At 64.9% G+C, this 25157-nt stretch carries 35 protein-coding genes; 3 read left to right on the top strand and 32 right to left on the bottom strand.

Features of this window, described 5'->3' with window-relative positions:
• Positions 1-104: 104 nt before the first annotated feature.
• The 3 genes from msrB to GGR45_RS01950 form a co-directional block, all read right to left on the bottom strand.
• Positions 105-593 carry a peptide-methionine (R)-S-oxide reductase MsrB gene (msrB, locus tag GGR45_RS01960; protein ID WP_175313863.1) on the bottom strand — a complete coding sequence of 163 codons (489 nt, stop codon included), beginning with the start codon at positions 591-593 and terminating at the stop codon, positions 105-107.
• A gap of 74 nt (positions 594-667) precedes the next feature.
• Positions 668-1894: an ABC transporter permease gene (locus GGR45_RS01955; RefSeq protein WP_175313862.1), complete on the bottom strand. Its 1227-nt coding sequence runs from the start codon at positions 1892-1894 to the stop codon at positions 668-670.
• Entirely contained in the window at positions 1891-2808 is a 918-nt protein-coding gene (locus tag GGR45_RS01950) for an ABC transporter ATP-binding protein (protein ID WP_175313859.1), read from the bottom strand. The genes GGR45_RS01955 and GGR45_RS01950 overlap by 4 nt, the downstream gene beginning before the upstream one ends.
• 40 nt (positions 2809-2848) lie before the next feature.
• On the opposite strand from GGR45_RS01950, the gene queG reads away from it, so the two are divergent.
• Positions 2849-3898 (top strand): tRNA epoxyqueuosine(34) reductase QueG, encoded by a 1050-nt coding sequence (queG, locus tag GGR45_RS01945; protein WP_175313852.1) that lies wholly within the window; start codon positions 2849-2851, stop codon positions 3896-3898.
• Positions 3899-4083: 185 nt separating this feature from the next.
• Here the strand turns inward: queG and era are convergent, their stop codons facing one another.
• A complete protein-coding gene (era, locus tag GGR45_RS01940) occupies positions 4084-4980 on the bottom strand; it encodes a GTPase Era (protein ID WP_175313850.1) in 897 nt (298 codons plus the stop codon).
• A gap of 138 nt (positions 4981-5118) precedes the next feature.
• On the opposite strand from era, the gene GGR45_RS01935 reads away from it, so the two are divergent.
• On the top strand, positions 5119-5340 hold the full coding sequence (locus GGR45_RS01935) for a hypothetical protein (RefSeq protein WP_175313848.1): 222 nt from the start codon (positions 5119-5121) through the stop codon (positions 5338-5340).
• A 50-nt stretch (positions 5341-5390) separates the two neighbouring features.
• Here GGR45_RS01935 and rnc read toward each other — a convergent pair whose 3' ends face one another.
• Positions 5391-6056, bottom strand: coding sequence for a ribonuclease III (gene rnc / locus GGR45_RS01930; RefSeq protein ID WP_175313846.1), 666 nt, complete (start codon positions 6054-6056; stop codon positions 5391-5393).
• Positions 6053-6871 (bottom strand): signal peptidase I, encoded by an 819-nt coding sequence (lepB, locus tag GGR45_RS01925; protein ID WP_175314174.1) that lies wholly within the window; start codon positions 6869-6871, stop codon positions 6053-6055. Before lepB ends, rnc begins: the two co-directional genes overlap by 4 nt.
• Before the next feature lie 188 nt (positions 6872-7059).
• Between lepB and GGR45_RS01920 the strand changes: the two genes are divergently transcribed.
• A complete protein-coding gene (locus tag GGR45_RS01920; RefSeq protein ID WP_175313844.1) occupies positions 7060-7665 on the top strand; it encodes a DedA family protein in 606 nt (201 codons plus the stop codon).
• Here GGR45_RS01920 and GGR45_RS01915 read toward each other — a convergent pair.
• From GGR45_RS01915 to fusA, 26 genes are all read right to left on the bottom strand, one after another.
• On the bottom strand, positions 7662-8540 hold the full coding sequence (locus tag GGR45_RS01915) for a tyrosine recombinase XerC (RefSeq protein WP_175313842.1): 879 nt from the start codon (positions 8538-8540) through the stop codon (positions 7662-7664). The genes GGR45_RS01920 and GGR45_RS01915 overlap by 4 nt on opposite strands.
• A gap of 310 nt (positions 8541-8850) precedes the next feature.
• Positions 8851-9498, bottom strand: a complete 648-nt coding sequence (locus GGR45_RS01910) for an adenylate kinase (protein ID WP_175314172.1) — start codon at positions 9496-9498, stop codon at positions 8851-8853.
• 40 nt (positions 9499-9538) lie between these two features.
• Positions 9539-10903 (bottom strand): preprotein translocase subunit SecY, encoded by a 1365-nt coding sequence (gene secY, locus GGR45_RS01905; protein WP_175313840.1) that lies wholly within the window; start codon positions 10901-10903, stop codon positions 9539-9541.
• A gap of 158 nt (positions 10904-11061) precedes the next feature.
• The gene (gene rplO, locus GGR45_RS01900) at positions 11062-11592 is read right to left on the bottom strand and encodes a 50S ribosomal protein L15 (RefSeq protein WP_042491202.1); all 531 of its coding nucleotides are present in this window, start codon (positions 11590-11592) and stop codon (positions 11062-11064) included.
• Positions 11593-11742: 150 nt separating this feature from the next.
• Complete coding sequence (rpmD, locus tag GGR45_RS01895) at positions 11743-11919, bottom strand: 50S ribosomal protein L30 (protein WP_175313838.1); 177 nt, start codon at positions 11917-11919, stop codon at positions 11743-11745.
• 6 nt (positions 11920-11925) lie between these two features.
• Positions 11926-12645: a 30S ribosomal protein S5 gene (gene rpsE / locus GGR45_RS01890; protein WP_175313836.1), complete on the bottom strand. Its 720-nt coding sequence runs from the start codon at positions 12643-12645 to the stop codon at positions 11926-11928.
• 1 nt (position 12646) lies between these two features.
• The gene (rplR, locus tag GGR45_RS01885) at positions 12647-13003 is read right to left on the bottom strand and encodes a 50S ribosomal protein L18 (protein WP_058746470.1); all 357 of its coding nucleotides are present in this window, start codon (positions 13001-13003) and stop codon (positions 12647-12649) included.
• Entirely contained in the window at positions 13003-13536 is a 534-nt protein-coding gene (gene rplF, locus GGR45_RS01880; RefSeq protein ID WP_042491159.1) for a 50S ribosomal protein L6, read from the bottom strand. Before rplF ends, rplR begins: the two co-directional genes overlap by 1 nt.
• Positions 13536-13931: a 30S ribosomal protein S8 gene (gene rpsH, locus GGR45_RS01875; RefSeq protein ID WP_042491163.1), complete on the bottom strand. Its 396-nt coding sequence runs from the start codon at positions 13929-13931 to the stop codon at positions 13536-13538. Before rpsH ends, rplF begins: the two co-directional genes overlap by 1 nt.
• A gap of 12 nt (positions 13932-13943) precedes the next feature.
• Positions 13944-14249 (bottom strand): 30S ribosomal protein S14, encoded by a 306-nt coding sequence (gene rpsN, locus GGR45_RS01870; RefSeq protein ID WP_042491166.1) that lies wholly within the window; start codon positions 14247-14249, stop codon positions 13944-13946.
• A gap of 57 nt (positions 14250-14306) precedes the next feature.
• On the bottom strand, positions 14307-14888 hold the full coding sequence (gene rplE, locus GGR45_RS01865) for a 50S ribosomal protein L5 (protein ID WP_037569379.1): 582 nt from the start codon (positions 14886-14888) through the stop codon (positions 14307-14309).
• A complete protein-coding gene (rplX, locus tag GGR45_RS01860) occupies positions 14881-15198 on the bottom strand; it encodes a 50S ribosomal protein L24 (protein WP_175313834.1) in 318 nt (105 codons plus the stop codon). Before rplX ends, rplE begins: the two co-directional genes overlap by 8 nt.
• The gene (rplN, locus tag GGR45_RS01855; RefSeq protein WP_007406105.1) at positions 15198-15566 is read right to left on the bottom strand and encodes a 50S ribosomal protein L14; all 369 of its coding nucleotides are present in this window, start codon (positions 15564-15566) and stop codon (positions 15198-15200) included. The genes rplX and rplN overlap by 1 nt, the downstream gene beginning before the upstream one ends.
• A 234-nt stretch (positions 15567-15800) precedes the next feature.
• Positions 15801-16073, bottom strand: a complete 273-nt coding sequence (gene rpsQ, locus GGR45_RS01850) for a 30S ribosomal protein S17 (RefSeq protein WP_056430742.1) — start codon at positions 16071-16073, stop codon at positions 15801-15803.
• A gap of 12 nt (positions 16074-16085) precedes the next feature.
• Complete coding sequence (gene rpmC / locus GGR45_RS01845; protein WP_007406063.1) at positions 16086-16286, bottom strand: 50S ribosomal protein L29; 201 nt, start codon at positions 16284-16286, stop codon at positions 16086-16088.
• Positions 16286-16720, bottom strand: coding sequence for a 50S ribosomal protein L16 (gene rplP / locus GGR45_RS01840; RefSeq protein WP_007406071.1), 435 nt, complete (start codon positions 16718-16720; stop codon positions 16286-16288). The genes rpmC and rplP overlap by 1 nt, the downstream gene beginning before the upstream one ends.
• 12 nt (positions 16721-16732) lie before the next feature.
• Positions 16733-17443 (bottom strand): 30S ribosomal protein S3, encoded by a 711-nt coding sequence (rpsC, locus tag GGR45_RS01835; RefSeq protein ID WP_007406047.1) that lies wholly within the window; start codon positions 17441-17443, stop codon positions 16733-16735.
• Complete coding sequence (rplV, locus tag GGR45_RS01830; RefSeq protein WP_175313828.1) at positions 17443-17820, bottom strand: 50S ribosomal protein L22; 378 nt, start codon at positions 17818-17820, stop codon at positions 17443-17445. Before rplV ends, rpsC begins: the two co-directional genes overlap by 1 nt.
• Positions 17820-18098 (bottom strand): 30S ribosomal protein S19, encoded by a 279-nt coding sequence (gene rpsS, locus GGR45_RS01825; RefSeq protein WP_037569384.1) that lies wholly within the window; start codon positions 18096-18098, stop codon positions 17820-17822. The genes rplV and rpsS overlap by 1 nt, the downstream gene beginning before the upstream one ends.
• Before the next feature lie 6 nt (positions 18099-18104).
• Complete coding sequence (gene rplB, locus GGR45_RS01820) at positions 18105-18956, bottom strand: 50S ribosomal protein L2 (protein WP_042491179.1); 852 nt, start codon at positions 18954-18956, stop codon at positions 18105-18107.
• 4 nt (positions 18957-18960) lie between these two features.
• The gene (locus GGR45_RS01815; protein ID WP_058716510.1) at positions 18961-19272 is read right to left on the bottom strand and encodes a 50S ribosomal protein L23; all 312 of its coding nucleotides are present in this window, start codon (positions 19270-19272) and stop codon (positions 18961-18963) included.
• A complete protein-coding gene (rplD, locus tag GGR45_RS01810) occupies positions 19265-19891 on the bottom strand; it encodes a 50S ribosomal protein L4 (RefSeq protein WP_175313821.1) in 627 nt (208 codons plus the stop codon). Before rplD ends, GGR45_RS01815 begins: the two co-directional genes overlap by 8 nt.
• A gap of 3 nt (positions 19892-19894) precedes the next feature.
• Positions 19895-20629 (bottom strand): 50S ribosomal protein L3, encoded by a 735-nt coding sequence (gene rplC / locus GGR45_RS01805; protein WP_175313818.1) that lies wholly within the window; start codon positions 20627-20629, stop codon positions 19895-19897.
• A 284-nt stretch (positions 20630-20913) separates the two neighbouring features.
• On the bottom strand, positions 20914-21222 hold the full coding sequence (gene rpsJ / locus GGR45_RS01800; RefSeq protein ID WP_007406109.1) for a 30S ribosomal protein S10: 309 nt from the start codon (positions 21220-21222) through the stop codon (positions 20914-20916).
• A 521-nt stretch (positions 21223-21743) separates the two neighbouring features.
• Positions 21744-22934 carry an elongation factor Tu gene (gene tuf, locus GGR45_RS01795; RefSeq protein ID WP_175313816.1) on the bottom strand — a complete coding sequence of 397 codons (1191 nt, stop codon included), beginning with the start codon at positions 22932-22934 and terminating at the stop codon, positions 21744-21746.
• Between the two features lie 132 nt (positions 22935-23066).
• Complete coding sequence (gene fusA / locus GGR45_RS01790; protein WP_175313814.1) at positions 23067-25142, bottom strand: elongation factor G; 2076 nt, start codon at positions 25140-25142, stop codon at positions 23067-23069.
• Between the last annotated feature and the right edge of the window lie 15 nt (positions 25143-25157).

Here is a 25157-nt window from a genome sequence, read left to right as displayed (position 1 = left end):
ATTAATCCCGGCCTGCATCGACCGGGATCGGGGAAGCCCAGCCCATCACGCGGAACATCCGCTTCGACTTCGCTCAGCGTGAACGGCTATTGGTGGTCTAAACCTTACCCCGCCCGAAACGTCATCGCCACGCCGTTCATGCAATATCGCTTGCCCGTCGGCTTCGGCCCGTCATCAAAGACATGACCCAGATGCCCGCCGCAGCGGCTGCAATGGACTTCGACCCGTTCCATCAGCAGCGACCGGTCGGACTCCGTTGCCACCGCACGGGGCAGCGAGGCCCAGAAACTTGGCCAGCCGGTGCCGCTGTCGAACTTGGTTCTGGACGAGAATAGCGGCTGTGCGCACCCCTTGCAGGCGAAGATGCCGCTGCGGTGCTCGTCATTGAGCGGACTGCTATAGGGTCGCTCGGTCCCTTCGCGCCGCAGGACGTTATAGGCTGCCGGACCCAGCTTCTGCTTCCACGCGGCATCGCTCATCGCGACCGGAAAGCGCTCCGCCGCCTCGGCCTCATGACCACAGGCGGACAGGCCCAGAACCCCGAGCCCCATCAGCGATAGAAACGCGCGGCGATCGGAAGACGAAGCGGTCATCAACCCAAGATAGGGGGAGCGCCCGCGCTGACAAGTCTTGGGCCATCCTTCCCTGTCAGGGGAGGGAAAGCGCCTCACACACCCTTGCGCCGCCAGAAGGGCCGCGTGCTTCCCGATTGCAGCACGCCGCGCCGGAACAGCCGCGCGCCCAGCGTCACGAACAGGGCCACCCACAGCGCCTGCCAGGCTAACGCCACCGCATGGGGCCACAGCGTATCGCGCGCCGCCGCCACCCCCGCCATGGCGAAGGGCGAGGACAGCGGAAACACCTCCGCGACCAGCGCCAGCCAGCCGTCGGGCCGCGACAGCCCACTCAGCGTCAGGGTGAACATGCCGACCTGGACGATGGTGATGGGCAGCGAGAGCATCTGGATTTCGCGCATGGTCGAGGCTTGCGCCCCGATCGTCAGGAATACCGATCCGAGCAGCAGATAGGCCATGGTGAAATAGGTGACGAACAAGACGGTGAACATCGGCAGGCCGACCGCAGGCGACAGCTCGCCGACCATCCCGGCAAAGGCGGGCGGCAGCACGCTCGTCACCTGGCCCAGCACGGTGCCCCAAAAACCGATGAACAGCACCGCGACGCCGAACATGCCGAGCAGCTTGCCGAGGAACACCGCCTCCAGCGGCACCGCAGCGGCGAGCACCTCGATCACCTTGTTCGAGCGTTCCTCGGCCATGGTGCCGACCACCTGCCCCGCCAGGAACAGGGTCAGGAAGAAGACACCGAACACCGCCAGGAACGCCGTCTGGTTCTGTCCGCCCAGCGTCGCACGCTGGCGCGAGAAGGGCAGCTTCCGCGGCGTAACCTGGGGGAGTTCGCCGCCCAGCCGCTCGGCCGACAGCGCGCCGCTCGCCAGCACCGCCAGATAGTCCGCCGCCCGCGTGCCCCGCGCACCATAGAGGATCGTCGGCCGGTCGAGCGGCCCGTACAGCACGGCGGCCGCGTCATAGTCGGGCGACTCGAATGCGGCGCGCGCCTGGGCCGCCGGATCGCGCGTCGGGGTCAGCGTGACCAGTTCGGGCGGCTCCTCGTCGCGGCGGAAGATGGCGCGCGACTGGCGATCGGCGGCGGCAAAGGCCTTGGCCGCCGTCTCGGGCACGATCGCAACGATACGCACCCGGTCGGTGCCATGGTCCGCCGCCTGCGCCGCGCCCAACGCGCCGATGGTGCTGAACGCCACCATGATGAGCGGCGCGAACAGGAACAGCAGGAAAATGGGGGTGAAGACGGTCGCGACGAAATCACGCCGCGCGATGGTCATGGTCTGACGGATCAACCGGCGGGTCGGGCTCATGCCGCTTTCTCCTCTACGGATTCGCCGACGATCCGGACAAAGGCTTCGTGAAGGCTGGGGCGCTCGATCGACAGATTGAGGATGCCCGCACCTGCCGCGAGCAACCGCCCCAGCATCGGCTCGATCCCGCCATCCGGCAGCGGAAAACGCCAGTCCGCGCCGTCGCGCGCCGCACCGGCGGGCAGAAGTTCGGGCGTCACCCGGTCCGGATCGCGCGGGCGATAGCGGACGCGTGCGGTCAAGGTCCCGCGCGCCTCGTCCACCGTCCCCTCGAACCGACGACGCCCGCCCGCGATGATCGCGAGCCGATCGCACAGCCGCTCGGCATGGGCCATGACATGGGTGGAGAACAGGATCGTCGCGCCCCGGTCCCGCTCTCCCAGGATCAGCGCCTCCAGCCGTTCCTGGTTGACCGGGTCGAGGCCGGAAAAGGGCTCGTCCAGCACCAGCAGCTTCGGCCGGTGCACGACCGAGCCGAGCAGCTGGACGAGCTGCGCCATACCCTTGGACAATTTGCGGATCTTGGTGTCGGCGGCATGACCCAGCCCGGCCTGCTCCAGCAACTCGACCGCACGCGTGCGGCCGACCCGCCAGTCAAGCCCGCGCAGCGCCCCCATGAAGGCGATGGCCTCGCGCGCCTTCATGGCCGGATACAGGCCGCGCTCCTCGGGCAGATAGCCGACCAGATCGCTGGCATCGCGCGGATGGGCATGGCCCAGCAGGCTACGCTGCCCCTCATCGGGTTCGATGATGCCCAGCAGCATCCGCAGCGTCGTCGTCTTGCCCGCACCATTGGGGCCGAGCACGCCGTACACCGCGCCCGTCGGCACCGCGATGTCGACGCCATCGACGACCCGTCGGTCACCGAAGCGTTTGGCGAGGCCCGAGGCGCTGACCGCCCACTGATTGTCCACGCGATTGTCCCTCCCTGATCGCCTGTGGTAGCGGGCGTATGTGGCGCAAGACAAGCTGGAAACCCGGATCAAGGCGAAGGCGGCCGAGCTGGGCTTCGCGGCGGTCGGCATCACCCATGCCGATGCCGCGCCCAAGACGGTCGAGCGGCTGCACCAATGGCTGGCCGAGGGGCGGCACGGATCGATGATCTGGATGGCGGACCGCGCGCATCAGCGACAAAGCCCCGCCAGTCTGTGGCCCGAGGTCAGGAGCATCATTTCGCTGGGCGTCAGCTATGCCCCGGCCGAAGACCCGATGCGGCTGGCGGATCAAGGGCGGATCGGCCGCATCTCGGTCTATGCGCAGGGCGCGGATTATCACGGTGTCGTGAAGCGCCAGTTGAAGGCGCTGGGTCGCTGGCTGGCGCAGGAGGGGGCTTGCGACCTCAAGGTCTTCGTCGATACCGCGCCGGTGATGGAAAAGCCGCTGGCCGAGGCGGCGGGGCTGGGCTGGCAGGGCAAGCACACCAATCTGGTCAGCCGCGAGCATGGCAGCTGGCTGTTCCTGGGGGCGATCTACACCACGCTGGCGCTGGAGCCCGACGCGGTGGCGCGCGACACCTGCGGGCGCTGCGATGCGTGCCAGCGGGCCTGCCCGACGGATGCGTTCCCCGCGCCGTATCAGCTCGACGCGCGGCGCTGTATCTCGTACCTCACGATCGAACATGCCGGACCGATCCCGGAAGAGTTCCGGGCGGCGATGGGCAACCGCATCTATGGCTGTGACGATTGCCTGGCGGTATGCCCCTGGAACAAGTTCGCGGCTGCCGCGCAGGCGAACATGGCCTTCCATCCCCGCGCCGAACTGACCGCGCCGGAGCTGGGGGATTTGCTGTCACTGGATGATGCCGGGTTTCGACAGGTGTTTTCGGGCTCTCCGATCAAGCGGATCGGGCGCAACCGGATGGTGCGCAATGCGGCGATCGCGGCGGGAAATAGCGGAGCGGCGGAGCTGGTGCCGGTGTTGCGGGGGTTGCTGGGGGATGATGATCCGGTGGTGGTGGAGGCGGTGGAGTGGGCCTTGGGGCAGCTTGGTGAGGGTGTGGCCTAGTCCCCTGCCCTCCCCCATCCCCTCCCGCCTGCGGGAGGGGGGCGCTGCTTGGCCCATCTTCAGCATAAACAACACGATCATCGTTTACAGAAGCGCATGTCCGTTAGGGCTGGGCACGCCCCTCCCGCAAGCGGGAGGGGATGGGGGAGGGCCAAGGTGTCTCACCGAGCCCCACCCCCGAAAAATCAATCCACCCAATCCAACCCGATATCCTTGTACACCGAGCGATCCTCGTCCCAGCCCGGCTTGACCTTCACATGCAGGTACAGATGCACCTTCTGGCCCAGCAGTTCGGACAGCTGCGCCCGCGCGCGCGCACCGATTTCCTTGATCCGCACACCGTTCTTGCCCAGCACGATGGCGCGCTGGGTCGGGCGTTCGACCAGGATCTGCTGGTGGATCTCGACCGATCCGTCCTCGCGTTCCTTATACGCCTCGGTCTCGACCGTGCTGGCATAGGGCAGTTCGGCGTGGAGCTGGAGATAGATCTGCTCGCGCGTCACCTCGGCGGCCAGCGCGCGCTCGGTGGCGTCGGATACCTGGTCTTCCGGGTAATGCCACGGCCCCTCGGGCATCAGCGAGGCCAGCCGGGTCTTCAACTGGGACAGGCCGTCGCCGGTCTGGGCCGAGATGAACCAGGTTTCGTCGAACTGGACGACCTCGTTCAGCTTTTCGGCATGGGTCAACAGCCGCGCCTTGTCGGCGATGTCGACCTTGTTGAGGATCAGGTGCTTCGGCTCGGGCCGATGCGCGATCGATTGGGCGATGGCGTGGATCTTGGGGCCGATGCCGCCCTTGCCGTCGACGACCAGCGCCAGGATGTCGGCGCCCTCCGCGCCTTCCCAGGCGGCGGCGACCATCGCGCGGTCCAGGCGGCGCTTGGGCTCGAAGATGCCGGGGGTGTCGACCAGCAGGATCTGGGCATCCCCCTCGATCGCGACCCCGAGCAGCTTGGCGCGGGTCGTCTGTGCCTTGGGGCTGACGATCGCGACCTTCTGGCCGACCAGCGCGTTGACGAGGGTGGATTTGCCGGCATTGGGCGCGCCGACGACGGCGACGAGGCCGCAACGTTGTTCAGTCATGGCCGCCAGCGGTACAGGTTCGGCCCCCTTCCCGCAACGGCCAGCCCACATGGACGGAATGTAATGGTCGCATCACGGAACGGCCACCGCCCCACGCGCATTTTTCCGGCCACGATTTGAGACGCAAGGAGAGATGCCATGAAGACCCTTCTCACCGCCCTGTCGGCCGCCGCGCTGCTGACCGTCGCCGGCCCCGCCTCGGCCAAGGGTTGCCTGAAGGGCGCGGCCGTGGGCGGCGTCGGCGGGCATTTCGTCGGCAAGGGCCATGCCGTGCTCGGCGCGGCGGCAGGCTGTGCGATCGGCCATCACCGGGCGAAGGTGCAGGCCAAGAAGCAGGCGGCGGCCGCCAAGGGCAAGTAATTCGGTTTCCGGGCGAGGTCGGGGCGTGGCCTTCGACCTCGCCTACCCGCTCAAGCCTTCAACTTCGCCAACAATGCTTTCGCCGCGGCCGTCTCGGCTTCCTGCTTATTGGCCCCCGACGCACTCGCCTCCGCCGTGCGACCGACCCGCACCGTCACGGTGAAGCGCGGCGCATGGTGCGGACCCGAGCGATCGGTCACCACATATTCCGGCGCCTTACGGTTGTGCGCGGCGGCCCATTCCTGAAGCGCAGACTTGGGATGCTGCGGTGCCTTCCCCTGCGAATGCACCCGGTCGCCCCAGGCCTTGTGAATGAAGGCGCGCGCCGCCTCCAGCCCCGCCTCGCGATACCAAGCCCCGATCAGCGCCTCCATCACGTCGCCCAGCACATTGTCGCTGTCCGAGGCCCCGTCGTCGCGCGCCTGCTTGCCCAGCCGCAGATGCTCGCGCACCCCCAGGTCGCGCGCGACATCGGCGCAGACGGCGCCCGTCACCAGCGTATTGAGACGGCGCGACAGCTGCCCCTCGGGCTCGGCGGGGAATTGCTCCCACAGCCATTCCGCCATGATGAGGCCGAGCACCCGGTCGCCCAGAAACTCCAGCCGCTCGTAATTCTCGGCCGCCTGGCTGCCATGGGTCAGCGCGCGGTGGAAGGGGGCGGTGTCGTTCGGCGCACGGCCCAGGATACCGGCCAGCCAGTCATCGAGCGCGCTCAAAACCCTTCTCCGATCCTATTCCAGCGCGCGGCCGACACCCAGGTCCAGGGCTTGATCCACTCGGCCGAGCCGTCGGTCGAGAAGAAGGTCACGGCGGCGCGCCCCTCAAGCCGATTCATCGGGATCAGTCCCATGCCGCGCGGCGGTGCGAAGCGACTATCCGCCGAGTCATCGCGATTGTCGCCCATCAGGAATACATGGTCGGCCGGCACTCGGTAAACGCCCGTGTCGTCCGCCTCGGGGAAATTGCCCTGGTCGAGCACATTGTAGCTCTTGCCGTCGGGCAGCGTCTCCCGAAACTGAGTATAGCGGCAGACCGGCTTGCCCGCGATCGTGTCGAGGAAGGGGCCGCACTTGTCGGCACCGAAATTCGGGGTCAGCGGCAGGATGAAGTCGGCGATCCGCTGCTTCGGCACTGGACGACCGTTCAGGATGATCTGGCCGTTCGTCACCTGGATGGTATCGCCCGGCAGGCCGATTACCCGCTTGATGACGTCATGATCGTCGGGCTCCGGCGAGCGGAACACCACCACGTCGCCGCGCGCCGGGTCGCGACCCAGGATACGGCCGGGCAATAGCGGCAGACCGAAGGGAAAGGACCAGCGCGAATAGCCGTAGTTCCACTTGGTCACGAACAGATAGTCGCCGATCAAGAGGCGCGGCAGCATCGATTCCGACGGGATGACGAAGGACGTCACGATCAGGCTGCGCAGGATGAAGACGAATAGCGCCAGCTTCAGGAAGAAGCGCAACGTATCCTTCGCCTCCGATTTTTCGGGCGACGTTTCAGGTGACTTTTGCGGGGTGTCGGCCATGCCGTCGGGTTCGCGCAAGCTGCCCCCGTCGTCAAGTAGCGCTATCGAGCGACTCGGTCTCTTGCCGAGGCGGATCGACGTCCACCCATTCCTCGCCTGGAAGGGGAGGAATGGGTGGACCTTTCACTCGAACCTCAATCCATCCCAGGGGGAACCGCCCCGCCCCTCATCGGTACATCCCTGCATCCATGACCGATTTCATCCTCAACCTCATCGCCTGGGGCGGCTATTTCGGGATTTTCCTGCTGATGGCGCTGGAGAATATCCTGCCGCCCATCCCGTCCGAGGTCATTATGGGCCTGGGCGGCATGGCGGTCGCGCGTGGGGACATGGCGATGGTTCCGTTGATCCTGTGGGGCACGGCGGGCACGACGATCGGCAATTACGCCTGGTATGCGGTCGGCCGCTATATCGGCTATGAGCGATTCCGCCCCTTTGTCGACAAACATGGCCGCTGGCTGACCATGGAGTGGCGTGATGTCGAGCGGCTGCACCTGTTCTTCGTACGGCATGGCGGATGGGTGGTGTTCGTCTTCCGCTTCATGCCCGCCTTTCGCACGATGATCTCGCTGCCCGCCGGGATCACGCGGATGCCGCTGGCCAGATTCCTGCTCTGGACCTTTGCAGGCAGCACGATCTGGAACGCGATCCTGGCTTATGCGGGCCTGTGGTTGGGCGCCAATTTCGAGGCGATCAACCGCTATGTCGGCCCCGCCGCAATCGCGATGACCGTGCTGATGATCGGCGGCTATCTCTGGCGGGTCTTCACCTGGAAACCGCGCGGGGAACGCTAGGCGCGGGGATGCGCGGTGCGATAGATGTCAAGCAGGTGCGCGGCATCGACTGCCGTGTAGATTTGCGTCGAACTCAGGCTCGCATGGCCGAGCAGTTCCTGAAGCTGACGTAAATCCGCCCCCCGCCCCAGCAAATGGGTGGCGAAGCTGTGCCGCAGCGCATGGGGCGTCGTCCGCCCGCCCAGCCCCAGCCGCTCCCGCGCCGCCTGCACCGAGCGGCGGATGATCGCGGGCGAGAGCGGTCCGCCCTTCGCCCCGCGGAACAGTGGCTCGTTCGGAATGAGCGGATAGGGGCTTTGGCGGGCATAATCCTCAATCGCGGCGCGCAGTTCGGGAAGCAGCGGCACCATCCGCGTCTTGCCGCGCTTGCCCAAGACCCGGATCGTCTCTCCTAGCGGCAGGATATCGGCGGGCAGCGCCATCGCTTCACCGATGCGCAACCCCGCGCCATAGAGCAGCAGCAGCACCGCCCAGTCGCGCGCCGCGATCCACGGCTCGGCGGCATTCTCGGCAATGTCTTCGCCCAGCGCCATGATGTCGGCGGGGGATTGCGGACGTGGCAGGCTGCGCTTGCGGCGGGGGCCTTTGAGCGGCGGCGGCTCGACCCCGGCCCAGTGGAGGAAGGTCCGCACCGCCGACAATTCGCGCGCGGTGGAGGCGGCGGTGAGCCCCTGCCCCCGACGCGCGGCGAGGAAGGCGCGCAGGTCGGCGGCGGTCACGCGGGCCAGCGCCGCGCCATCGATCGCCTCACCCCAATGCCCGGACAGAAAGCCATAAAGTCGCTCCGCCGTAGCGACATAGGCGCGCACCGTATGATCGGAGCGGCGCAGGTCGACCGTGAGGTGGCGATAATAGTCGGCGATCAGCGCGGTCATGGCGCTGATCTAGCCCAACACCGCATCCGATTGAACCACCCTCGCCCTCCATTCGGCCTGAGCGAAGGTTAGTGCGGCATCAGCAGGCCTGTGACGGATACAAACGTCGCCGCTCGCTGCTCCCCTCCCGCAGGCGGGAGGGGATGGGGGGGCCAGGAGTCTTACGGGAACTACGCCCGTGGCTAAGCCCCCTCCCCAAACCCCTCCCCCCTGGCGGGAGGAGGGGTTTTAGGACCCATCGCAAGCCGAGTGACGTAAAAAAAGGGCGCTCCCTTTCGGAAACGCCCCTCTTTCCATTCGTAAAGCAGGATCAGCGATCGAGGATCGCGTCGATCGCCATGCCCACTGCATCCATGGAGGCCATGCCGTCGACTCGCGTCACGATGCCGCGCGCTTCGTAGATCGGCAGGATCGGTGCGGTCTTCGCGCGATACTCGGCCATACGGGTGCGCACCGTTTCCGCATTATCGTCCGGCCGCCGCTTGAACTCGGTCGAGCCGCATACGTCGCACACGCCCTCGACCCGGGTCGGTTTGAAACCGTCGTGATAGCCGGTACCGCACGACGCGCAGGTGAAGCGGCCGGTGATCCGCTCGACCAGCGCATCCTCATCGACCGCCAGCTCGATGACGTGATCCAGCGACTTACCACGCTCGGCGAGCAGTACGTCGAGCGCCTCGGCCTGCGCCTCGGTGCGGGGGTAGCCGTCGAAGATCGCACCACCTTCTGCCTCGGCCTGATCCAGCCGCTCGCCGATCAGCGCCGAGACGATGGCGTCCGACACCAGCTCGCCCGCGTCCATCACCGCCTTGGCCTGGAGCCCGACGGGCGTGCCCGCCTTGACCGCCGCGCGCAGCATGTCGCCGGTCGACAGCTGCACCATGCCGCGATTGGCCACCAGCCGCTGCGCCTGGGTTCCCTTGCCCGCACCCGGCGGTCCCAGCAGGATGATGTTCACGCCCACGTCAATCTCCCCTCTTTTGCCTGTCAGCCTGCGCTCAGCGCAGGCGACCGCCCTTCAGCTTCGCCTTCTTGATCAGATCGCCATATTGATGCGCGAGCAAGTGGCTTTGGATCTGAGTCACCGTATCCATGGTCACGTTGACGACGATGAGCAGGCTCGTGCCGCCCAGATAGAAGGGAATCTGCAGCGCCGAGACCAGATATTCCGGCAGCAGACAGATGATCGTCAGATAGGCAGCGCCGATCACGGTGATGCGGGTCAACACGTAATCGAGATAGTTCTCGGTGTTCTTGCCCGGCCGAATGCCCGGAATGAAGCCGCCATAGCGCTTCAGATTGTCCGCCGTTTCCTCGGGGTTGAAGACGACCGCGGTGTAGAAGAACGAGAAGAAGACGATACCCGCACCATAGAGCAGCATATAGACCGGCGAGCCGTGCTGCAGATACTGGTTCAGGCTGATGATGAAATCGCCCCAGCGGCTTTCACCCGCGACGCGCTGGCCCGCGAACTGTGAGATGGTCAGCGGCATCAGCAGCAGCGACGAGGCGAAGATCGGAGGGATCACGCCCGCGGTGTTGATCTTGAGCGGCAGGTGGCTGCGGTCGGCCTGCATCCCGCGCTGCGTCGCGCGCTTGGGATACTGGATCAGGATGCGGCGCTGCGCGCGCTCCATGAAGCAGATGAACAGGACGAGGACGACGACCGCCACGACGATGCCGATCAGGCGGACCGGATCGATGCTGCCGGTGCGGCCGCCTTCGAGCAGGTTGACCAAAGTGGTCGGCAGATGCGCGACGATGCCCGCCATGATGATGAGCGACACGCCATTGCCGATGCCGCGGCTGGTGATCTGCTCACCCAGCCACATCAGGAACATGGTGCCGCCAATGAGCGAGATGACCGCCGCGATGCGGAAGGTCATGCCCGGCTCGATCACCGCCTGGATGCCCTGGCTGGCGCCCAGCGTCTCGAGCCCCACGGCAATGAAATAGCCCTGGATCGCGGTCAGCAGCACCGTGCCGTAGCGGGTATATTGGTTCAGCTTCTTGCGGCCGCTCTCGCCTTCCTTCTTGATGGCGGCGAGCTGCGGGCTGAGCGAGGTCGCGAGCTGCACGACGATCGAGGCCGTGATGTACGGCATCACGCCGAGCGCGATCAGCGACATGCGGCTGAGCGAACCGCCCGAGAAGGTGTTGAAGAAGTCGAGCACGCCGCCCGTGGTCTTCTGGCTCAGCAGGCCCAGCGCGGTCGGGTCGACGCCCGGCAGCGGGACATAGCTGAGCAGGCGGAAGACGATCAGCGCGCCGATGGTGAACCACAGCCGCTTCTTGAGGTCGGTGGCCTTGGCGAATTTCGCCAGGCTGATGCTTTGCGCCATCTGGTCGGCTGCGGATGCCATAGCTGTTGCGTTATCCTGGAAACGAAAAACGGCGGGATGCGTTTTTAACCGCCCCGCCGCTCATATAGGCGCGAAGACGCGCTTGTCTAACCCGGATGCAAAATCCGCCGCTGTCATGGTGGCGCGGAGCCATCCGACAGCGGCGGATCTTATCCGATTCAGGCCTTGGCGGCGAGCTTCGCGGCGCGGGTCTGGCCCTTCTTCGCGGCGGCCTTTTCAGCGGCAGGCACGACGTGCGGCACGTCGACCGAACCACCGGCCTTCTCGACGGCTTCACGCGCCGACGCCGAAACGCCCTGCACGACGAACGACAGCTTCGTGGTCAGCTCGCCCTTGCCGAGCAGACGCACGCCGTCCTTGCCGCCACGCGCCAAGCCAGCGGCCTTCAGCGCGGCGTGGTCGATCGTGCCGTCGGTCTTCAGCTTGCCCGAGTCGACCGCCTTTTGGATCGCGCCCAGGTTCACCTCGGCATAGTCCTTGGCGAAGATGTTGTTGAAGCCACGCTTCGGCAGACGCATGTGAAGCGGCATCTGACCGCCCTCGAAGCCCGCGATGGACACACCCTCACGGCTCTTCTGGCCCTTGACGCCGCGACCACCGGTCTTGCCCTTGCCCGAACCGATACCGCGACCGACGCGGATCTTGGACTTGCGGGCACCCTGGTTGTCGAAAAGTTCGTTCAGCTTCATGATTTGCACTCGCTTTCGCTTGTTTCGCGCATGACCGTGACTCGGGAAGAATCACGGCCGTTAGATAAAAGGAAGGGGGCCGCATAGCCCCCTTCCCCGTATTTGTCACTGTTCAATGTGACGGATGTGAGTCTGTCGTGACGACAGGGCTCAGTCCACCACCTGAACCATGTGCTGCACCTTGCGGATCATGCCACGGACTTCAGGGGTATCCTGAAGCTCGGCGACCTTGTGCATCTTGTTGAGGCCTAGGCCGACGAGAGTCGCGCGCTGGTCCTTGGTGCGGCGGATCGGCGAACCGGTCTGCTTGACTTTGATGGTAGCCATGGTCGCTTACTCCACGACGGCCGCGGCTTCCGCCTCGGCAGTCTGCTGGGTGGCACCGTGACCGCGACCCAGCAGGTCGGCGATCTTCTTGCCACGACGCTGCGCCACCGCCTTCGGCGAAGTCTGGTCGCCCAGCGCTTCGAAGGTGGCACGGATCATGTTGTACGGGTTCGACGTACCGATCGACTTCGTCACCACGTCGGCGACGCCGAGCGATTCGAAGATCGCGCGCATCGGGCCGCCGGCGATGATGCCGGTACCCTGCGGCGCCGAACGAACCGTCACGCGGCCCGCACCGAAATGGCCGTTGCCATCATGATGCAGCGTGCGACCGTCCTTCAGCGGAACGCGGACCATCGCCTTCTTGGCGGCAGCCGTCGCCTTCGAAATGGCTTCCGGCACTTCGCGCGCCTTGCCATGACCGAAGCCCGCACGTCCCTTGCCGTCGCCGACCACGACGAGCGCGGCGAAGCCGAAGCGCTTACCGCCCTTCACGGTCTTCGAGACGCGGTTGATGTGGACGAGCTTTTCGATCAGCTCTTCGCCCTGCTCCTCGGTGCCACCGCGACGGTCGTCGCGACGACCACGGTTGCCGTCACGGCCACCGCGGCCGCGATCACCACCGCCCGGACCACGGCCACGGCCGCCCCGGGGACCGCGACCCTGGGTCGCGTCCTGCACGGCGCCTTCGGCACCGGCAACGGCCACGTTGTTCTCGTCAGCCATATTAGAACTCCAATCCCGCTTCGCGTGCCGCCTCGGCCAGCGCCTTGACGCGACCGTGGAACAGGAAGCCGCCACGGTCGAAAACGACCTGCGTGACGCCGGCGGCCTTGGCCTTCTCGGCCACGCGCTTGCCGACTTCGCTCGCCGCTGCGATGTTCGCGCCCGACTGGCCGCGTGCATCCTTTTCCAGCGTCGAGGCCGAAGCCACGGTACGACCTGCCTCGTCGTCGATCACTTGGGCATAGATGTGCTTGCCCGAGCGATGCACCGACAGGCGCGGACGGGTGCCCGCACGCGCACGCAGCGCGGTACGGTTGCGCCGACGGCGCTTCTCGAAAAGAGAGAGACCCTTGGTCATTACTTCTTCTTCCCTTCCTTGCGGAAGATGAACTCGCCGTCGTACTTGATGCCCTTGCCCTTATACGGCTCGGGCTTGCGCCAGCGGCGGATCTCGGCGGCCAGCTGGCCGACCTTCTGCTTGTCCGCGCCGCTGATTTCGACGGTGGTGGCGTCCGGCGTCTTCACTTCGAGGCCTTCCGGCACGTCGATGTTGACGTCATGGCTGTAGCCGAGCTGCAGCTTCAGGGTCTTGCCCTGCGCGGCGGCGCGGTAGCCGACGCCGGTGATGACCAGCTTCTTCGAGAAGCCTGCGGTCACGCCGGTGACGAGGTTCTGCACCATGGTACGCTGCATACCCCAGAACGCGCGGGCGCGCTTCGTGGCGTTGGCAGGCTGCACCGCAATGGCGTCCGCCTGGACGTCATAGGTGATCTCGTCGGCGAGCGGCATGGAGAGGGTGCCCTTGGGACCCTTCACGCTCAGCACCTTGTCGGCGATGGTCGCGGTGACGCCGGCCGGAACCGGGACCGCCTTCTTACCGATGCGGCTCATCAGAACACCTCCGCCAGGACTTCGCCACCGACATTCTGCTCACGCGCTTCGGCGTCCGACAGAACGCCACGCGGCGTCGACACGATGGTGATGCCCAGGCCGTTGCGAACGCGGGGAAGATCCTGCGCGCCCGAATAGATACGGCGGCCGGGCTTCGACACGCGCGCGACATGCTTGATCGCGGGCTGGCCTTCGAAATACTTCAGCTCGATGCGGATGCCGGCCGCGGGGCCCATCTGCTCTTCGCTGTAGCCACGGATATAGCCCTCGCGCTGAAGCACGTCGAGCACGCGGACGCGCAGCTTCGACGCAGGCGTCAGGACGGAGTCCTTGCGCGCGCGCTGGCCGTTGCGGATGCGGGTGAGCAAGTCACCCAGGGGATCGGTCACTGCCATCTCAAATGGTCCTTACCAGCTCGACTTGGTGACGCCGGGGATCTGGCCCTTGTTGGCCAATTCACGCAGCATGACGCGAGCGAGACGGAACTTGCGGTAATACGCACGCGGGCGACCGGTGATCTCGCAACGGTTGCGGATACGGGTCGGATTGCCGTTGCGGGGGATCTCGGCCATCTTCAGGCGCGCGATCAGACGCTCGGTCTCATCGAGGCTCTGGTCGTTCGCGATCGCCTTCAGCTTCGCGTACTTGCCCGCATACTTCTTGACGAGAGCACGACGCTTCTCGTTCTTGTTGATTGAACTCAGTTTCGCCATGGACTTAAGCTCTTTCTGTAAGGACCCCCTCCCCGGCGTGGAGAGGGGGCAGTCCGGTTACGCGGCCTTCTTCTCGTCGGCAGCGTCTTCCTTGGGGAACGGGAAGCCGAACAGACGCAGCAGCTCGCGCGCTTCGTCGTCGGTCTTCGCCGAGGTGGTCACGATCACATCCATGCCGCGCACCTTGTCGATGCGGTCATAGTTGATTTCGGGGAAGATGATCTGTTCCTTGATGCCGCAGGCATAGTTGCCGCGACCATCGAAGGACTTCGGGTTCAGGCCACGGAAGTCGCGAACGCGCGGCAGCGCGATCGTGATGAAGCGGTCCAAAAACTCGTACATGCGCTCGCGACGCAGCGTGACCTTCACACCGATCGGCATGCCTTCACGCAGCTTGAACTGCGCGATCGACTTCTTCGCCTTGGTGATGACGGGCTTCTGACCCGCGATCAGCTCCATCTCGGAGGCGGCCTGGTCGACGCGCTTCTTGTCCTGCGTCGCTTCGCCCACGCCCATGTTGAGCACGATCTTCTCGATCCGGGGGATCTCGTTGACGTTCTTGTAACCGAACTTGTCGGTCATCGCCTTGATGATGCTATCGTCATAGATAGCCTTCATGCGGGGCTTGTAATCAGCCATCGATCTTCTCCCCGGTCTTGACGGCCACGCGGACCTTCTTGCCATCCTGCGTCTCGAAACGGACGCGGGTCGGCTTGCCATCGGCGGTCACGTGCGCAACCTTCGAGATGTGCAGCGGAGCGGATGTGCGCTCCAGGCCACCCTGCGGGTTCGCCTGGGTCGGCTTGCGGTGACGGGTGGCGATGTTGACGCCGTCCACGACGACCTTGCCGTCCTTCGGCATCGCCAGCGACACGGTGCCGGTCTTGCCCTTGTCCTTGCCGGACAGGACGATGACCTTGTCGCCCTTCTTGATGCGTGCAGCGGCCATTACAGAACCTCCGGCGCCAGCGAGATGATCTTCATGTGCTTCTTACCGCGAAGCTCACGCACGACCGGGCCAAAGATACGGGTGCCGATCGGCTCCTCGTTCTTGTTGACCAGAACGGCGGCGTTACCGTCGAAACGGATCACCGAACCGTCGGCGCGACGGATGTCCTTGGCGGTACGCACGATCACCGCGCGGTGAACGTCGCCCTTCTTCACGCGGCCACGCGGCTGCGCTTCCTTGACGCTGACGACGATGATATCGCCGACCGATGCGGTACGGCGCTTCGAGCCGCCCAGCACCTTGATGCACTGCACCCGCTTCGCGCCGCTGTTGTCAGCGACGTCGAGATTGGACTGCATCTGGATCATGGATCCGCTTCCTTCTCTCTTCTGGGGTGGATTCCGACCCAACCCCGCCTTTAAAAAACGACCCCCGGCGCGGGCTACCGCGCCAGGGGGAGAGGCCCCATAGCCACTCCTGGTCCGAATGGCAAGCGAGTCGCCTGCCGCCCTTTGACCAATCCGCTCGTCGCCCCGAAGGGCACCCTTTGATCCGAACCCCGCCCCTCCGAACCGGAGGAGCGGGGCTGGACGTCAAAGGGTTCAGCCTTCGGCCGAGGCCCGTTCCGGCGTCATGTGGGTATCGACCCGCTCGACGACCTTCCAGGTCTTCAGCTTCGAGATCGGGGCGGTCTCTTCGATCCGCACCGTCTCACCGGCCTTGTACTCGTTCGCCTCGTCATGGGCGTGGTACTTCTTCGACCGACGGATGATCTTGCCGTAGAGGGGGTGCTTAACCTTCCGCTCTACATTGACGACGACCGTCTTGTCGGTCTTGTCCGAGACAATCACCCCGGTCAGCACGCGCTTCGGCATGTGTCTCGGTCCTTACTTGGCAGCCGCAGCGGTGCGCTGCGCCTGGATGGTCTTGATCCGCGCGATATCGCGACGGACTTCCTTGACCCGGCTGGGCTTTTCGAGCTGGCTCGTGGCCGCCTGGAAGCGCAGATTGAACTGCTCACGCTTCAGGTTGCCCAGCGCCTCGACGAGCTGGTCGTCGCTCTGGCCGGTATATTCAGTCTTGGCCATTACTCGCCTCCGAGGTGCGAGGTGTCGCCCAGACGGGCAACGACCTTGGTCTTGATGGGGAGCTTCATCGCGGCGCGCTCGAACGCTTCGGCGGCCAGCGGGCCGTCGACACCGTCGAGTTCGAACAGGATGCGACCCGGCTTCACGCGGGCGGCCCAGAATTCCGGCGAACCCTTACCCGAGCCCATGCGGACTTCGGCAGGCTTCGACGAGACGGGCACGTCCGGGAAGATGCGGATCCAGAGACGACCCTGGCGCTTGATGTGACGCGTGATCGCGCGGCGAGCCGCTTCGATCTGGCGAGCCGTGATACGCTCCGGCTCCATGGCCTTCAGGCCATAGGAACCGAAGTTCAGGCTGGTGCCGCCCTTCGCATCGCCGTGGATGCGGCCCTTGAAGGCCTTGCGGAACTTGGTGCGCTTTGGTTGCAGCATGTTCTTTGATCCTTAGCGGCGATGATCGTCGCGCGCCGGGCGCACGCCGGAGGTCTGAGCCTCCATCATCAGCCGGTCCTGCGCCATGGGGTCATGGCCCAGGATCTCGCCCTTGAAGATCCACACCTTCACGCCGCACACGCCATAAGCGGTGTGGGCCTGCGCTTCGGCATAGTCGACGTTCGCACGCAGCGTGTGCAGCGGAACGCGGCCTTCACGATACCATTCGGTACGCGCGATTTCCGCGCCGCCCAGACGGCCGCCGCAGGTGATACGGATGCCTTCGGCGCCCAGACGGAGCGCCGACTGCACCGCACGCTTCATGGCGCGGCGGAACGCGATACGGCGCTCCAGCTGGTCGGCCACGCCCTGTGCGACGAGCTTGGCGTCGATTTCGGGCTTGCGGATCTCGACGATGTTCAGCGACACGTCGGACGAGGTCATCGAACCCAGCTTCTTGCGAAGCTTTTCGATGTCGGCGCCCTTCTTGCCGATGATCACGCCCGGACGCGCCGCGAAGATCGAGATGCGGCACAGCTTGGCCGGACGCTCGATGACGACCTTCGAGATCGCAGCCTGGGGCAGCGTCTTCATGATGTACTGGCGGATCTTCAGATCCTCCAGCAGCAGGCGGCCATAGTCATGGCCTTCGGCGAACCAGCGGCTGTCCCAGGTACGGTTGATCTGGAGACGCAGGCCGATCGGATTGCTCTTCTGACCCATTATGCTTCTTCCTGCTCGCGGACGACGATGCGGAGCCGCGAAAACGGCTTCAGGATGCGCGTCGACTTGCCGCGACCGCGCGTCGCGAAACGCTTCATGGTGATCGACTTGCCGACCGACGCCTCGGCGACGACGAGCGCGTCGACGTCGAGGTTGTGGTTGTTCTCGGCATTGGCGATCGCGGAGGCGAGCACCTTGCGCGCGTCGACAGCCATCGCCTTCGTCGAGAAGGCGAGGATGTTCATCGCGTCGCCGGCCTTCTTGCCGCGGATCAGGCCCGCGACCAGGTTCAGCTTCTGCGCCGAACCACGGATCTGCGTGCCGACCGACAGCGCTTCCTTGTCACCGACCTTGCGGGGGGATGCTGGCTTCGACATCAGCGCTTACCCTTCTTGTCGGCAGCGTGGCCGGGGAAGTAGCGCGTGGGCGCGAATTCACCGAGCTTCATGCCGACCATGTCCTCGTTCACCGAGACGGGAACGAACTTGCGACCGTTGTAGACGTTGAAGGTCAGACCGACGAACGACGGCAGGATGGTCGAGCGACGCGACCAGGTCTTGATCGGACCTGCGCGGTTGCCAGCATCCTGAGCCACTTCGGCCTTCTTCAGGAGATGGAGGTCCACGAAAGGACCCTTCCAAACGGAACGAGCCATTGCGTGTTAGCCCTTCTTCTTGGCGTGGCGGCTACGGATGATCATCTTGTCCGTCGCCTTGTTGTGACGAGTGCGCGCACCCTTGGTCGGCTTGCCCCACGGGGTGACCGGATGACGGCCGCCCGAGGTCCGGCCTTCACCACCGCCGTGCGGGTGGTCGACCGGGTTCTTCGCAACACCGCGGGTCAGCGGGCGATGGCCCTTCCAACGGTTGCGACCAGCCTTCGCCAGGTTGGTGTTGCCGTTGTCGGGGTTCGACACCGCGCCGACGGTCGCCATGCAGTTCGCATGGATGTAGCGCTGCTCGCCCGAGTTCAGACGGACGATGACCATGCCCTTGTCGCGGCCCACGACCTGCACATAGGTGCCGGCCGAACGTGCGATCTGACCGCCCTTGCCGGGCTTCATCTCGACGTTGTGGACGATCGTGCCGACCGGCATCTGGCCCAGTTCCATGGCATTGCCCGGCTTCACGTCGGTCTTCTTGCCCGCGATCACCTTGTCGCCGACAGCCAGACGCTGCGGAGCGATGATGTAGGACTGGTCGACCTTGCCGGCTTCGTCGGTGCCATAGTTGATGAGCGCGATGAAGGCGGTGCGGTTGGGATCATATTCGATCCGCTCCACGGTGCCCTCGACGTCCCACTGGCGACGCTTGAAGTCGATGAAACGATAGCGCTGCTTGTGGCCGCCCGCGATGCCGCGGCTGGTCACATGGCCCTTGTTGTTGCGGCCGCCGGTCTTGCGCTTGCCTTCGGTGAGCGCCTTGACAGGCGCGCCCTTCCAGAGCGCCGAGCGGTCGACGAGGATCAGGCCGCGGCGGGCCGGGCTCGTCGGGTTATAATGCTTGAGTGCCATCGCCTCAGATCCCCGTCGTCACGTCAATGGACTGACCGTCCTTGAGGGTGACGATCGCCTTCTTCATGTCGGAACGCTGATAGGGAGCACCCTTCCAACGCTTCGTCTTGCCCTTCTGGACGATCGTGTTCACGCCGGTGACGGTCACGTCGAACAGAGCCTCGACAGCCGCCTTGATCTCGGGCTTGGTAGCGCCCGAAGCGACCTTGAACACCACGGCGTTGTGCTCGCTGAGGAGCGTCGCCTTCTCGGTGATGTGCGGCGCAACGATCACGTCGTAATGACGCGGATCGACCGCCTTCTGCTGCTTAGCCATTGAAACGGGCCTCCAGCTTTTCGACAGCCGAGCGCGTCAGCACCAGGGTGTCATGCTTCAGAATGTCGTAGACATTGGCGCCAGCGGCCGGAAGGACGTTGATTTCCTTCAGGTTGCCTGCGGCCAGTGCGAACGACGTCTCGACGGCGTCGCCATCGATGACCAGCGCGGTCTTGCCGAAGCCGAGCTTCACCAGATCGCCCTGCAGCGTCTTCGTCTTGTTACCCTCGACGGCCAGATCGTTCATCACGATCAGCGAACCCGCCTTGGCGTGGCTCGACAGCGCCATCTTCAGGCCCAGAGCGCGAACCTTCTTGTTCAGACCCGGGTTGAAGTCGCGGACGCGGGCGCCGTGCGCCTTACCACCGCCGATGAAGACGGGAGCACGACGATCGCCGTGACGGGCGACACCGCCGCCCTTCTGGCGACCGAGCTTCTTGCCCGAGCGGGCGACATCGGCGCGCTCACGGGTGCCGCGCGCGGTGGCGCGACGCTTTTCCAGCTGCCAGGTCACAACGCGGTGCAGGATGTCGGCGCGCGGATCGAGGCCGAAGACCTCGTCGTTGAGCTCGATGTCCGCGGCGTCGGTGCCGGCGAAGGATTGAACCTTGACCTTCACGACTTAGCCCTCCTGGCTCTCGGTGGCTTCCGGAGCAGGCTCGGCAGAAGCGTTATTGTTGGCGGCCGCCTTGATGCTGGCGGGGAACGGGGCGTCCGCGTGGCGCGAAACCTTGACCGCGTCCTTGACGATCAGCCAGCCACCCTTCGAGCCGGGCACCGAGCCCTTGACGAAGATCAGGCCGCGCTCGACGTCAGTCGACACGATTTCCAGATTCTGCTGCGTGCGGTTCTTGTCACCCATGTGACCGGCCATCTTCTTGTTCTTGAAGACGCGGCCCGGATCCTGACGGTTACCGGTCGAACCATGCGAACGGTGCGAGACCGAGACGCCGTGGGTCGCGCGCAGACCACCGAAGTTCCAGCGCTTCATCGCACCGGCAAAGCCCTTACCCTGGGTACGACCCTGGATATCGACATACTGACCGGGGACGAAATGGTCGGCGGAGATTTCCGCGCCGACGTCCAGCAGGCCGTCTTCGTTCACGCGGAACTCGACCAGCACCTGCTTGGGCTCAACTTCGGCCTTGCCGAAGTGGCCACGCTGCGGCTTGGCAACATTCTTGGCCTTGGCGACACCTGCACCAAGCTGGACGGCAGTGTAACCGTCACGATCCATCTCGCGGCGAGCGACGACCTGTACGCCTTCAAGCGCCAGAACGGTGACCGGCACGTGCCGACCATCGTCCTGGAACAGGCGGGTCATCCCCAGCTTCTTCGCGATCACGCCGGTACGCATGATCCTGTTCCTTCCTCGACAGAGGCCCCCAAGAACCATTCAAGGGGGGCATATCCAGCCCGATTAAAGCGAAACGAGCCCCCGTCCCGGGCTGGTGACCGGCGAGCCGGTCAGACGGGGGACGCTGCCCCGGCACCATCTCGCTTGCGCGAGACCACCGGGCGGTATCCCTAAAGAGTGCCGGATCGCGGGAGCGACCTCGACGCGTTGCCTGGCAGCTTTACAACCAGGAAACGCCAAAATCCCGTGGGACGGAATCGTCAACCACGGGAACGCTGGCCCTCTTACGCCAGCTTGATCTCGACATCAACACCTGCGGCGAGGTCGAGCTTCATCAGCGCATCGACGGTCTGCGGGGTCGGCTGCACGATGTCCAGCATCCGCTTGTAGGTACGGACCTCGAACTGCTCGCGCGACTTCTTGTCGATGTGCGGACCACGGTTGACCGTGAACTTCTCGATGCGCGTCGGAAGCGGGATCGGACCGCGGATAAGAGCGCCGGTGCGGCGCGCGGTGTCGGCGATGTCGCCGGTCGCCTGATCGAGCACGCGATGGTCGAACGCCTTCAGACGAATGCGGATATTGCTGTCCATGATCCCTACCGATGCGAAAGAGCGGGCTTTCCGGTTTCCCTGGCGGTGGATGGCAAGTGCGATCGGTCGATCCGACCAGGCACTCGACCATCCGCCGTGAAGGCGACCTTGGGCCGAAACAAACTCTGGGTTACGACAGTGGCGGAAAAACCACCCCTGCCCTCACTAAAAGCAAACGGCCGACTCCGGTGTTTCCGGTGCCAGCCGATTCCCTCAAGGCGTGTGCCTATACGCAGATGGGCCGGGGGCCGCAAGAGGCTGGGACGGGTTTTTGTTGAAAGGGGCGGAACCCGTGGTGGGTCGCCTTACGGCGCCGCGTAATTCCGCCCACTCCCCGACCTGCGTTCAGCCTGAGCGACGTCAAAGGCGACGCTTTGGCCGAGCCCTTACCCGCACACTTGGGCTTTGCTCCGCCCGCCGTTTTGCGGGGACGACCATCTAACCCCCACCAACGAAAAAAGGCCGACCCCGTCGCCGGGGCCGGCCCTTTTCCGAAGAAGTTTCAGGCTCTCGCCCGAGACTTACTTGTCGATCGCGCTGACGACGCCGGCGCCGACGGTGCGGCCGCCCTCACGGATCGTGAAGCGCTGACCGATGTCCATGGCGATCGGAGCGATCAGCTTCACGCCCAGAGCGACGTTGTCGCCCGGCATGACCATCTCGGTGCCCTCAGGCAGCTCGACAGTGCCGGTGACGTCGGTCGTGCGGAAGTAGAACTGCGGACGGTAGTTCGCGAAGAACGGGGTGTGACGGCCGCCTTCTTCCTTCGACAGGACGTACACTTCCGACTTGAAGTCGGTGTGCGGGGTGATCGAACCCGGCTTGGCCAGAACCTGACCACGCTCGACTTCGTCACGGGCAACGCCACGGATCAGCGCGCCGATGTTGTCGCCGGCCTGGCCCGAGTCGAGCAGCTTGCGGAACATTTCGACACCGGTGACGGTGGTCTTGCGGGTGTCGTTGATGCCGACGATCTCGACTTCTTCACCAACCTTGATGATGCCGGTTTCGACACGGCCGGTGACGACGGTGCCGCGACCCGAGATCGAGAACACGTCTTCGATCGGCATCATGAACGGCTTGTCGAGCGGACGCTCCGGCTGCGGGATGTACTCGTCGACGGCCTTCATCAGCTCGAGGACGGCTTCCTTGCCGAACTTGTCGTTCGAACCCGACAGGGCGCAGGTCGCCGAACCCTTGATGACGGGGATGTCGTCGCCCGGGAATTCGTACGAGCTCAGCAGCTCGCGGATTTCCAGCTCGACCAGCTCGAGGATTTCCTCGTCGTCGACCAGATCGACCTTGTTCATGAACACGACCATCGCGGGCACGCCGACCTGACGGGCGAGCAGGATGTGCTCGCGGGTCTGCGGCATCGGGCCGTCGGTCGACGACACGACCAGGATCGCGCCGTCCATCTGCGCCGCGCCGGTGATCATGTTCTTCACATAGTCGGCGTGGCCGGGGCAGTCGACGTGCGCATAGTGGCGGTTCGTCGTCTCATACTCGACGTGCGCGGTCGAGATGGTGATGCCGCGCTCACGCTCTTCCGGAGCCTTGTCGATGTTCGCGAAGTCGACGGCGGTGCCGCCGGTCGTCTCGGCCAGAACCTTGGTGATTGCGGCGGTCAGCGAGGTCTTGCCATGGTCGACGTGACCGATGGTGCCGATGTTGAGGTGCGGCTTGTTCCGCTCGAATTTTGCCTTTGCCATTTTCCTACCTTCTGAATCGAATTCGGTGCCGCATCCGAGGCCACGCGAACGCGGCCCCATAGCGGGTGTTGGAAGCGATTGCCAGCCCCTAGCGTTGTCGCGCCCCCGGTCGCCGGAGGCGCGATCGACGCCTTAGGCCATCTTCGCCTTGACCTCGTCCGCAACGTTCTGCGGCACTTCGTCATAGTGCGAGAACTGCATCGAGTACTGTGCACGGCCCTGGGTGAACGAGCGGAGCGCGTTCACATAGCCGAACATGTTCGCCAGCGGGACCATCGCCTCGACCGTCTGCGCGTTGCCGCGCGTGTCGGTGCCCTGGATCTGGCCGCGACGGCTGTTCATGTCGCCGATGACGTCGCCCAGATAGTCTTCCGGGGTCACGACTTCGACCTTCATGACCGGCTCGAGCAGCGTGATGCCCGACTTCTGAGCCGCTTCGCGCATCGCGCCGCGGGCACAGATTTCGAACGCCAGCGCCGACGAGTCGACGTCGTGGTACGCGCCGTCATACAGCAGGACTTCGAAGTCGATGATCGGGAAGCCGACCAGCGAACCGGTTTCCGCGGTCTCGCGGAAGCCCTTCTCGATCGCGGGGATATATTCCTTCGGAATGTTACCGCCCTTGATCTCGTCCTTGAAGACGAAGCCCGAACCACGCTCGCCCGGGGTCAGCTTGACCTTGACGCGGCCGAACTGGCCGGTGCCGCCCGACTGCTTCTTGTGCGTATAGTCGATGTCGACCGGCTTCTTGAGGTATTCGCGATACGCCACCTGCGGCGCACCGACATTCGCCTCGACCTTGAACTCGCGCTTCATGCGGTCGACCAGGATCTCGAGATGGAGCTCGCCCATACCCTTGATGATGGTCTGGCCCGACTCGGCGTCCGAGGTCACGCGGAACGAGGGGTCCTCGCGCGCGAGACGATTGAGCGCGACGCCCATCTTCTCCTGGTCGGCCTTGGTCTTCGGCTCCACCGACAGCTCGATCACGGGCTCGGGGAATTCCATCCGCTCGAGGATGATCGGAGCGTTCTGCGCGCAGAGCGTGTCACCCGTGGTGGTGTCCTTGAGGCCCGCCAGAGCGACGATGTCGCCCGCATAGGCTTCCTGGATGTCCTCACGGCTGTTCGCATGCATGAGCAGCATACGGCCGATCTTTTCCTTCTTGTCCTTGACCGAGTTCAGGACCTGCGACGACGTCTCGAGCTTGCCCGAATAGATGCGGGCGAAGGTCAGCGAACCGACGAACGGGTCGTTCATGATCTTGAACGCCAGCGCCGAGAAAGGCTCGGTGTCCGACGAAGGACGCTCGTCCGGCGTCTCGCCGTCGAGCTTCACGCCCTTGATGGCCGGAACATCGAGCGGCGACGGCAGATAGTCGATGACCGCGTCGAGCAGGGGCTGCACGCCCTTGTTCTTGAACGCCGAGCCGCAGACGACCGGCACGAACGCCATGTCGAGCGTTCCCTTGCGGATCAGCTTCTTCAGCTCCTCGACCGACGGCTCGTTGCCTTCCAGGTACGATTCCATCGCGGCGTCGTCCTGCTCGACGGCCATTTCGATCAGGTCGCTGCGATACTTGGCGGCCTTTTCCTTCAGGTCATCAGGGATGTCTTGATATTCGAACTTGGCGCCCAGCGACTCTTCGAGCCAGATGATCGCGCGGTTCTCGACCAGGTCGACCAGACCCTTGAAGCCGCCCTCGATGCCGATCGGCAGATACAGGACCGCCGGACGCGCGCCCAGACGCTCGATGATCGAGTTCACGCAGAAATAGAAGTCGGCGCCGGTGCGGTCGAGCTTGTTGACGAAGCACATGCGCGGCACGCCGTACTTGTCGGCCTGACGCCACACGGTTTCCGACTGCGGCTCAACACCCGCCACGCCGTCGAAGCAGGCGACCGCGCCGTCGAGCACGCGGAGCGAACGCTCCACTTCGATGGTGAAGTCGACGTGCCCGGGGGTGTCGATGATGTTGATGCGGTTGTCGTTCCAGAAACAGGTCGTCGCGGCCGACGTGATGGTGATGCCGCGCTCCTGCTCCTGCTCCATCCAGTCCATGGTGGCGGTGCCTTCGTGCACTTCGCCGATCTTGTAGGACTTGCCGGTATAATAAAGAATGCGCTCGGTCGTGGTCGTCTTGCCGGCATCGATGTGCGCCATGATGCCGATGTTGCGATACTTCTCGAGCGGATGGCTGCGGGCCATGATCGATCTTCCTCA

Source organism: Sphingomonas zeae, from assembly GCF_014197135.1.
GTDB classification, from domain to species: domain Bacteria; phylum Pseudomonadota; class Alphaproteobacteria; order Sphingomonadales; family Sphingomonadaceae; genus Sphingomonas; species Sphingomonas zeae.
Note: the sequence above shows the minus strand (reverse complement) of the source record. Positions and strands in the feature narration are given on the sequence as shown.

Excerpts from the sequence above, each read along its gene's own strand:
- rpsH (WP_042491163.1), bottom strand. The coding sequence starts at position 13,931 with ATGGCAGTGACCGATCCCCTGGGTGACTTGCTCACCCGCATCCGCAAC.
- rplB (WP_042491179.1), bottom strand. The coding sequence starts at position 18,956 with ATGGCACTCAAGCATTATAACCCGACGAGCCCGGCCCGCCGCGGCCTG.
- rplF (WP_042491159.1), bottom strand. The coding sequence starts at position 13,536 with ATGAGCCGCATCGGTAAGAAGGCGGTCCCGGTTCCGGCCGGCGTCACC.
- rpsQ (WP_056430742.1), bottom strand. The coding sequence starts at position 16,073 with ATGCCGAAGCGCGTGCTGACCGGGGTGATTGTCTCGGACAAGACCGAC.
- rpsJ (WP_007406109.1), bottom strand. The coding sequence starts at position 21,222 with ATGGACAGCAATATCCGCATTCGTCTGAAGGCGTTCGACCATCGCGTG.
- secY (WP_175313840.1), bottom strand. The coding sequence starts at position 10,903 with ATGGCATCCGCAGCCGACCAGATGGCGCAAAGCATCAGCCTGGCGAAA.
- rplE (WP_037569379.1), bottom strand. The coding sequence starts at position 14,888 with ATGGCTGATTACAAGCCCCGCATGAAGGCTATCTATGACGATAGCATC.
- rpsN (WP_042491166.1), bottom strand. The coding sequence starts at position 14,249 with ATGGCGAAACTGAGTTCAATCAACAAGAACGAGAAGCGTCGTGCTCTC.
- tuf (WP_175313816.1), bottom strand. The coding sequence starts at position 22,934 with ATGGCAAAGGCAAAATTCGAGCGGAACAAGCCGCACCTCAACATCGGC.
- lepB (WP_175314174.1), bottom strand. The coding sequence starts at position 6,871 with ATGGCCGACACCCCGCAAAAGTCACCTGAAACGTCGCCCGAAAAATCG.
- GGR45_RS01915 (WP_175313842.1), bottom strand. The coding sequence starts at position 8,540 with ATGACCGCGCTGATCGCCGACTATTATCGCCACCTCACGGTCGACCTG.
- rplC (WP_175313818.1), bottom strand. The coding sequence starts at position 20,629 with ATGCGTACCGGCGTGATCGCGAAGAAGCTGGGGATGACCCGCCTGTTC.
- rpsS (WP_037569384.1), bottom strand. The coding sequence starts at position 18,098 with ATGGCTCGTTCCGTTTGGAAGGGTCCTTTCGTGGACCTCCATCTCCTG.
- GGR45_RS01920 (WP_175313844.1), top strand. The coding sequence starts at position 7,060 with ATGACCGATTTCATCCTCAACCTCATCGCCTGGGGCGGCTATTTCGGG.
- GGR45_RS01815 (WP_058716510.1), bottom strand. The coding sequence starts at position 19,272 with ATGGCTAAGCAGCAGAAGGCGGTCGATCCGCGTCATTACGACGTGATC.
- rplX (WP_175313834.1), bottom strand. The coding sequence starts at position 15,198 with ATGGCCGCTGCACGCATCAAGAAGGGCGACAAGGTCATCGTCCTGTCC.
- rplN (WP_007406105.1), bottom strand. The coding sequence starts at position 15,566 with ATGATCCAGATGCAGTCCAATCTCGACGTCGCTGACAACAGCGGCGCG.
- rpsE (WP_175313836.1), bottom strand. The coding sequence starts at position 12,645 with ATGGCTGACGAGAACAACGTGGCCGTTGCCGGTGCCGAAGGCGCCGTG.
- fusA (WP_175313814.1), bottom strand. The coding sequence starts at position 25,142 with ATGGCCCGCAGCCATCCGCTCGAGAAGTATCGCAACATCGGCATCATG.
- era (WP_175313850.1), bottom strand. The coding sequence starts at position 4,980 with ATGACTGAACAACGTTGCGGCCTCGTCGCCGTCGTCGGCGCGCCCAAT.
- rpmD (WP_175313838.1), bottom strand. The coding sequence starts at position 11,919 with ATGGCTACCATCAAAGTCAAGCAGACCGGTTCGCCGATCCGCCGCACC.
- GGR45_RS01935 (WP_175313848.1), top strand. The coding sequence starts at position 5,119 with ATGAAGACCCTTCTCACCGCCCTGTCGGCCGCCGCGCTGCTGACCGTC.
- GGR45_RS01955 (WP_175313862.1), bottom strand. The coding sequence starts at position 1,894 with ATGAGCCCGACCCGCCGGTTGATCCGTCAGACCATGACCATCGCGCGG.
- msrB (WP_175313863.1), bottom strand. The coding sequence starts at position 593 with ATGACCGCTTCGTCTTCCGATCGCCGCGCGTTTCTATCGCTGATGGGG.
- rplR (WP_058746470.1), bottom strand. The coding sequence starts at position 13,003 with ATGACCAAGGGTCTCTCTCTTTTCGAGAAGCGCCGTCGGCGCAACCGT.
- rpmC (WP_007406063.1), bottom strand. The coding sequence starts at position 16,286 with ATGGCCAAGACTGAATATACCGGCCAGAGCGACGACCAGCTCGTCGAG.
- rpsC (WP_007406047.1), bottom strand. The coding sequence starts at position 17,443 with ATGGGTCAGAAGAGCAATCCGATCGGCCTGCGTCTCCAGATCAACCGT.
- rplO (WP_042491202.1), bottom strand. The coding sequence starts at position 11,592 with ATGAAGCTGAACGAACTTTTCGACAACCAGGGTGCCCGCAAGTCCAAG.
- rplV (WP_175313828.1), bottom strand. The coding sequence starts at position 17,820 with ATGTCGAAGCCAGCATCCCCCCGCAAGGTCGGTGACAAGGAAGCGCTG.
- rplP (WP_007406071.1), bottom strand. The coding sequence starts at position 16,720 with ATGCTGCAACCAAAGCGCACCAAGTTCCGCAAGGCCTTCAAGGGCCGC.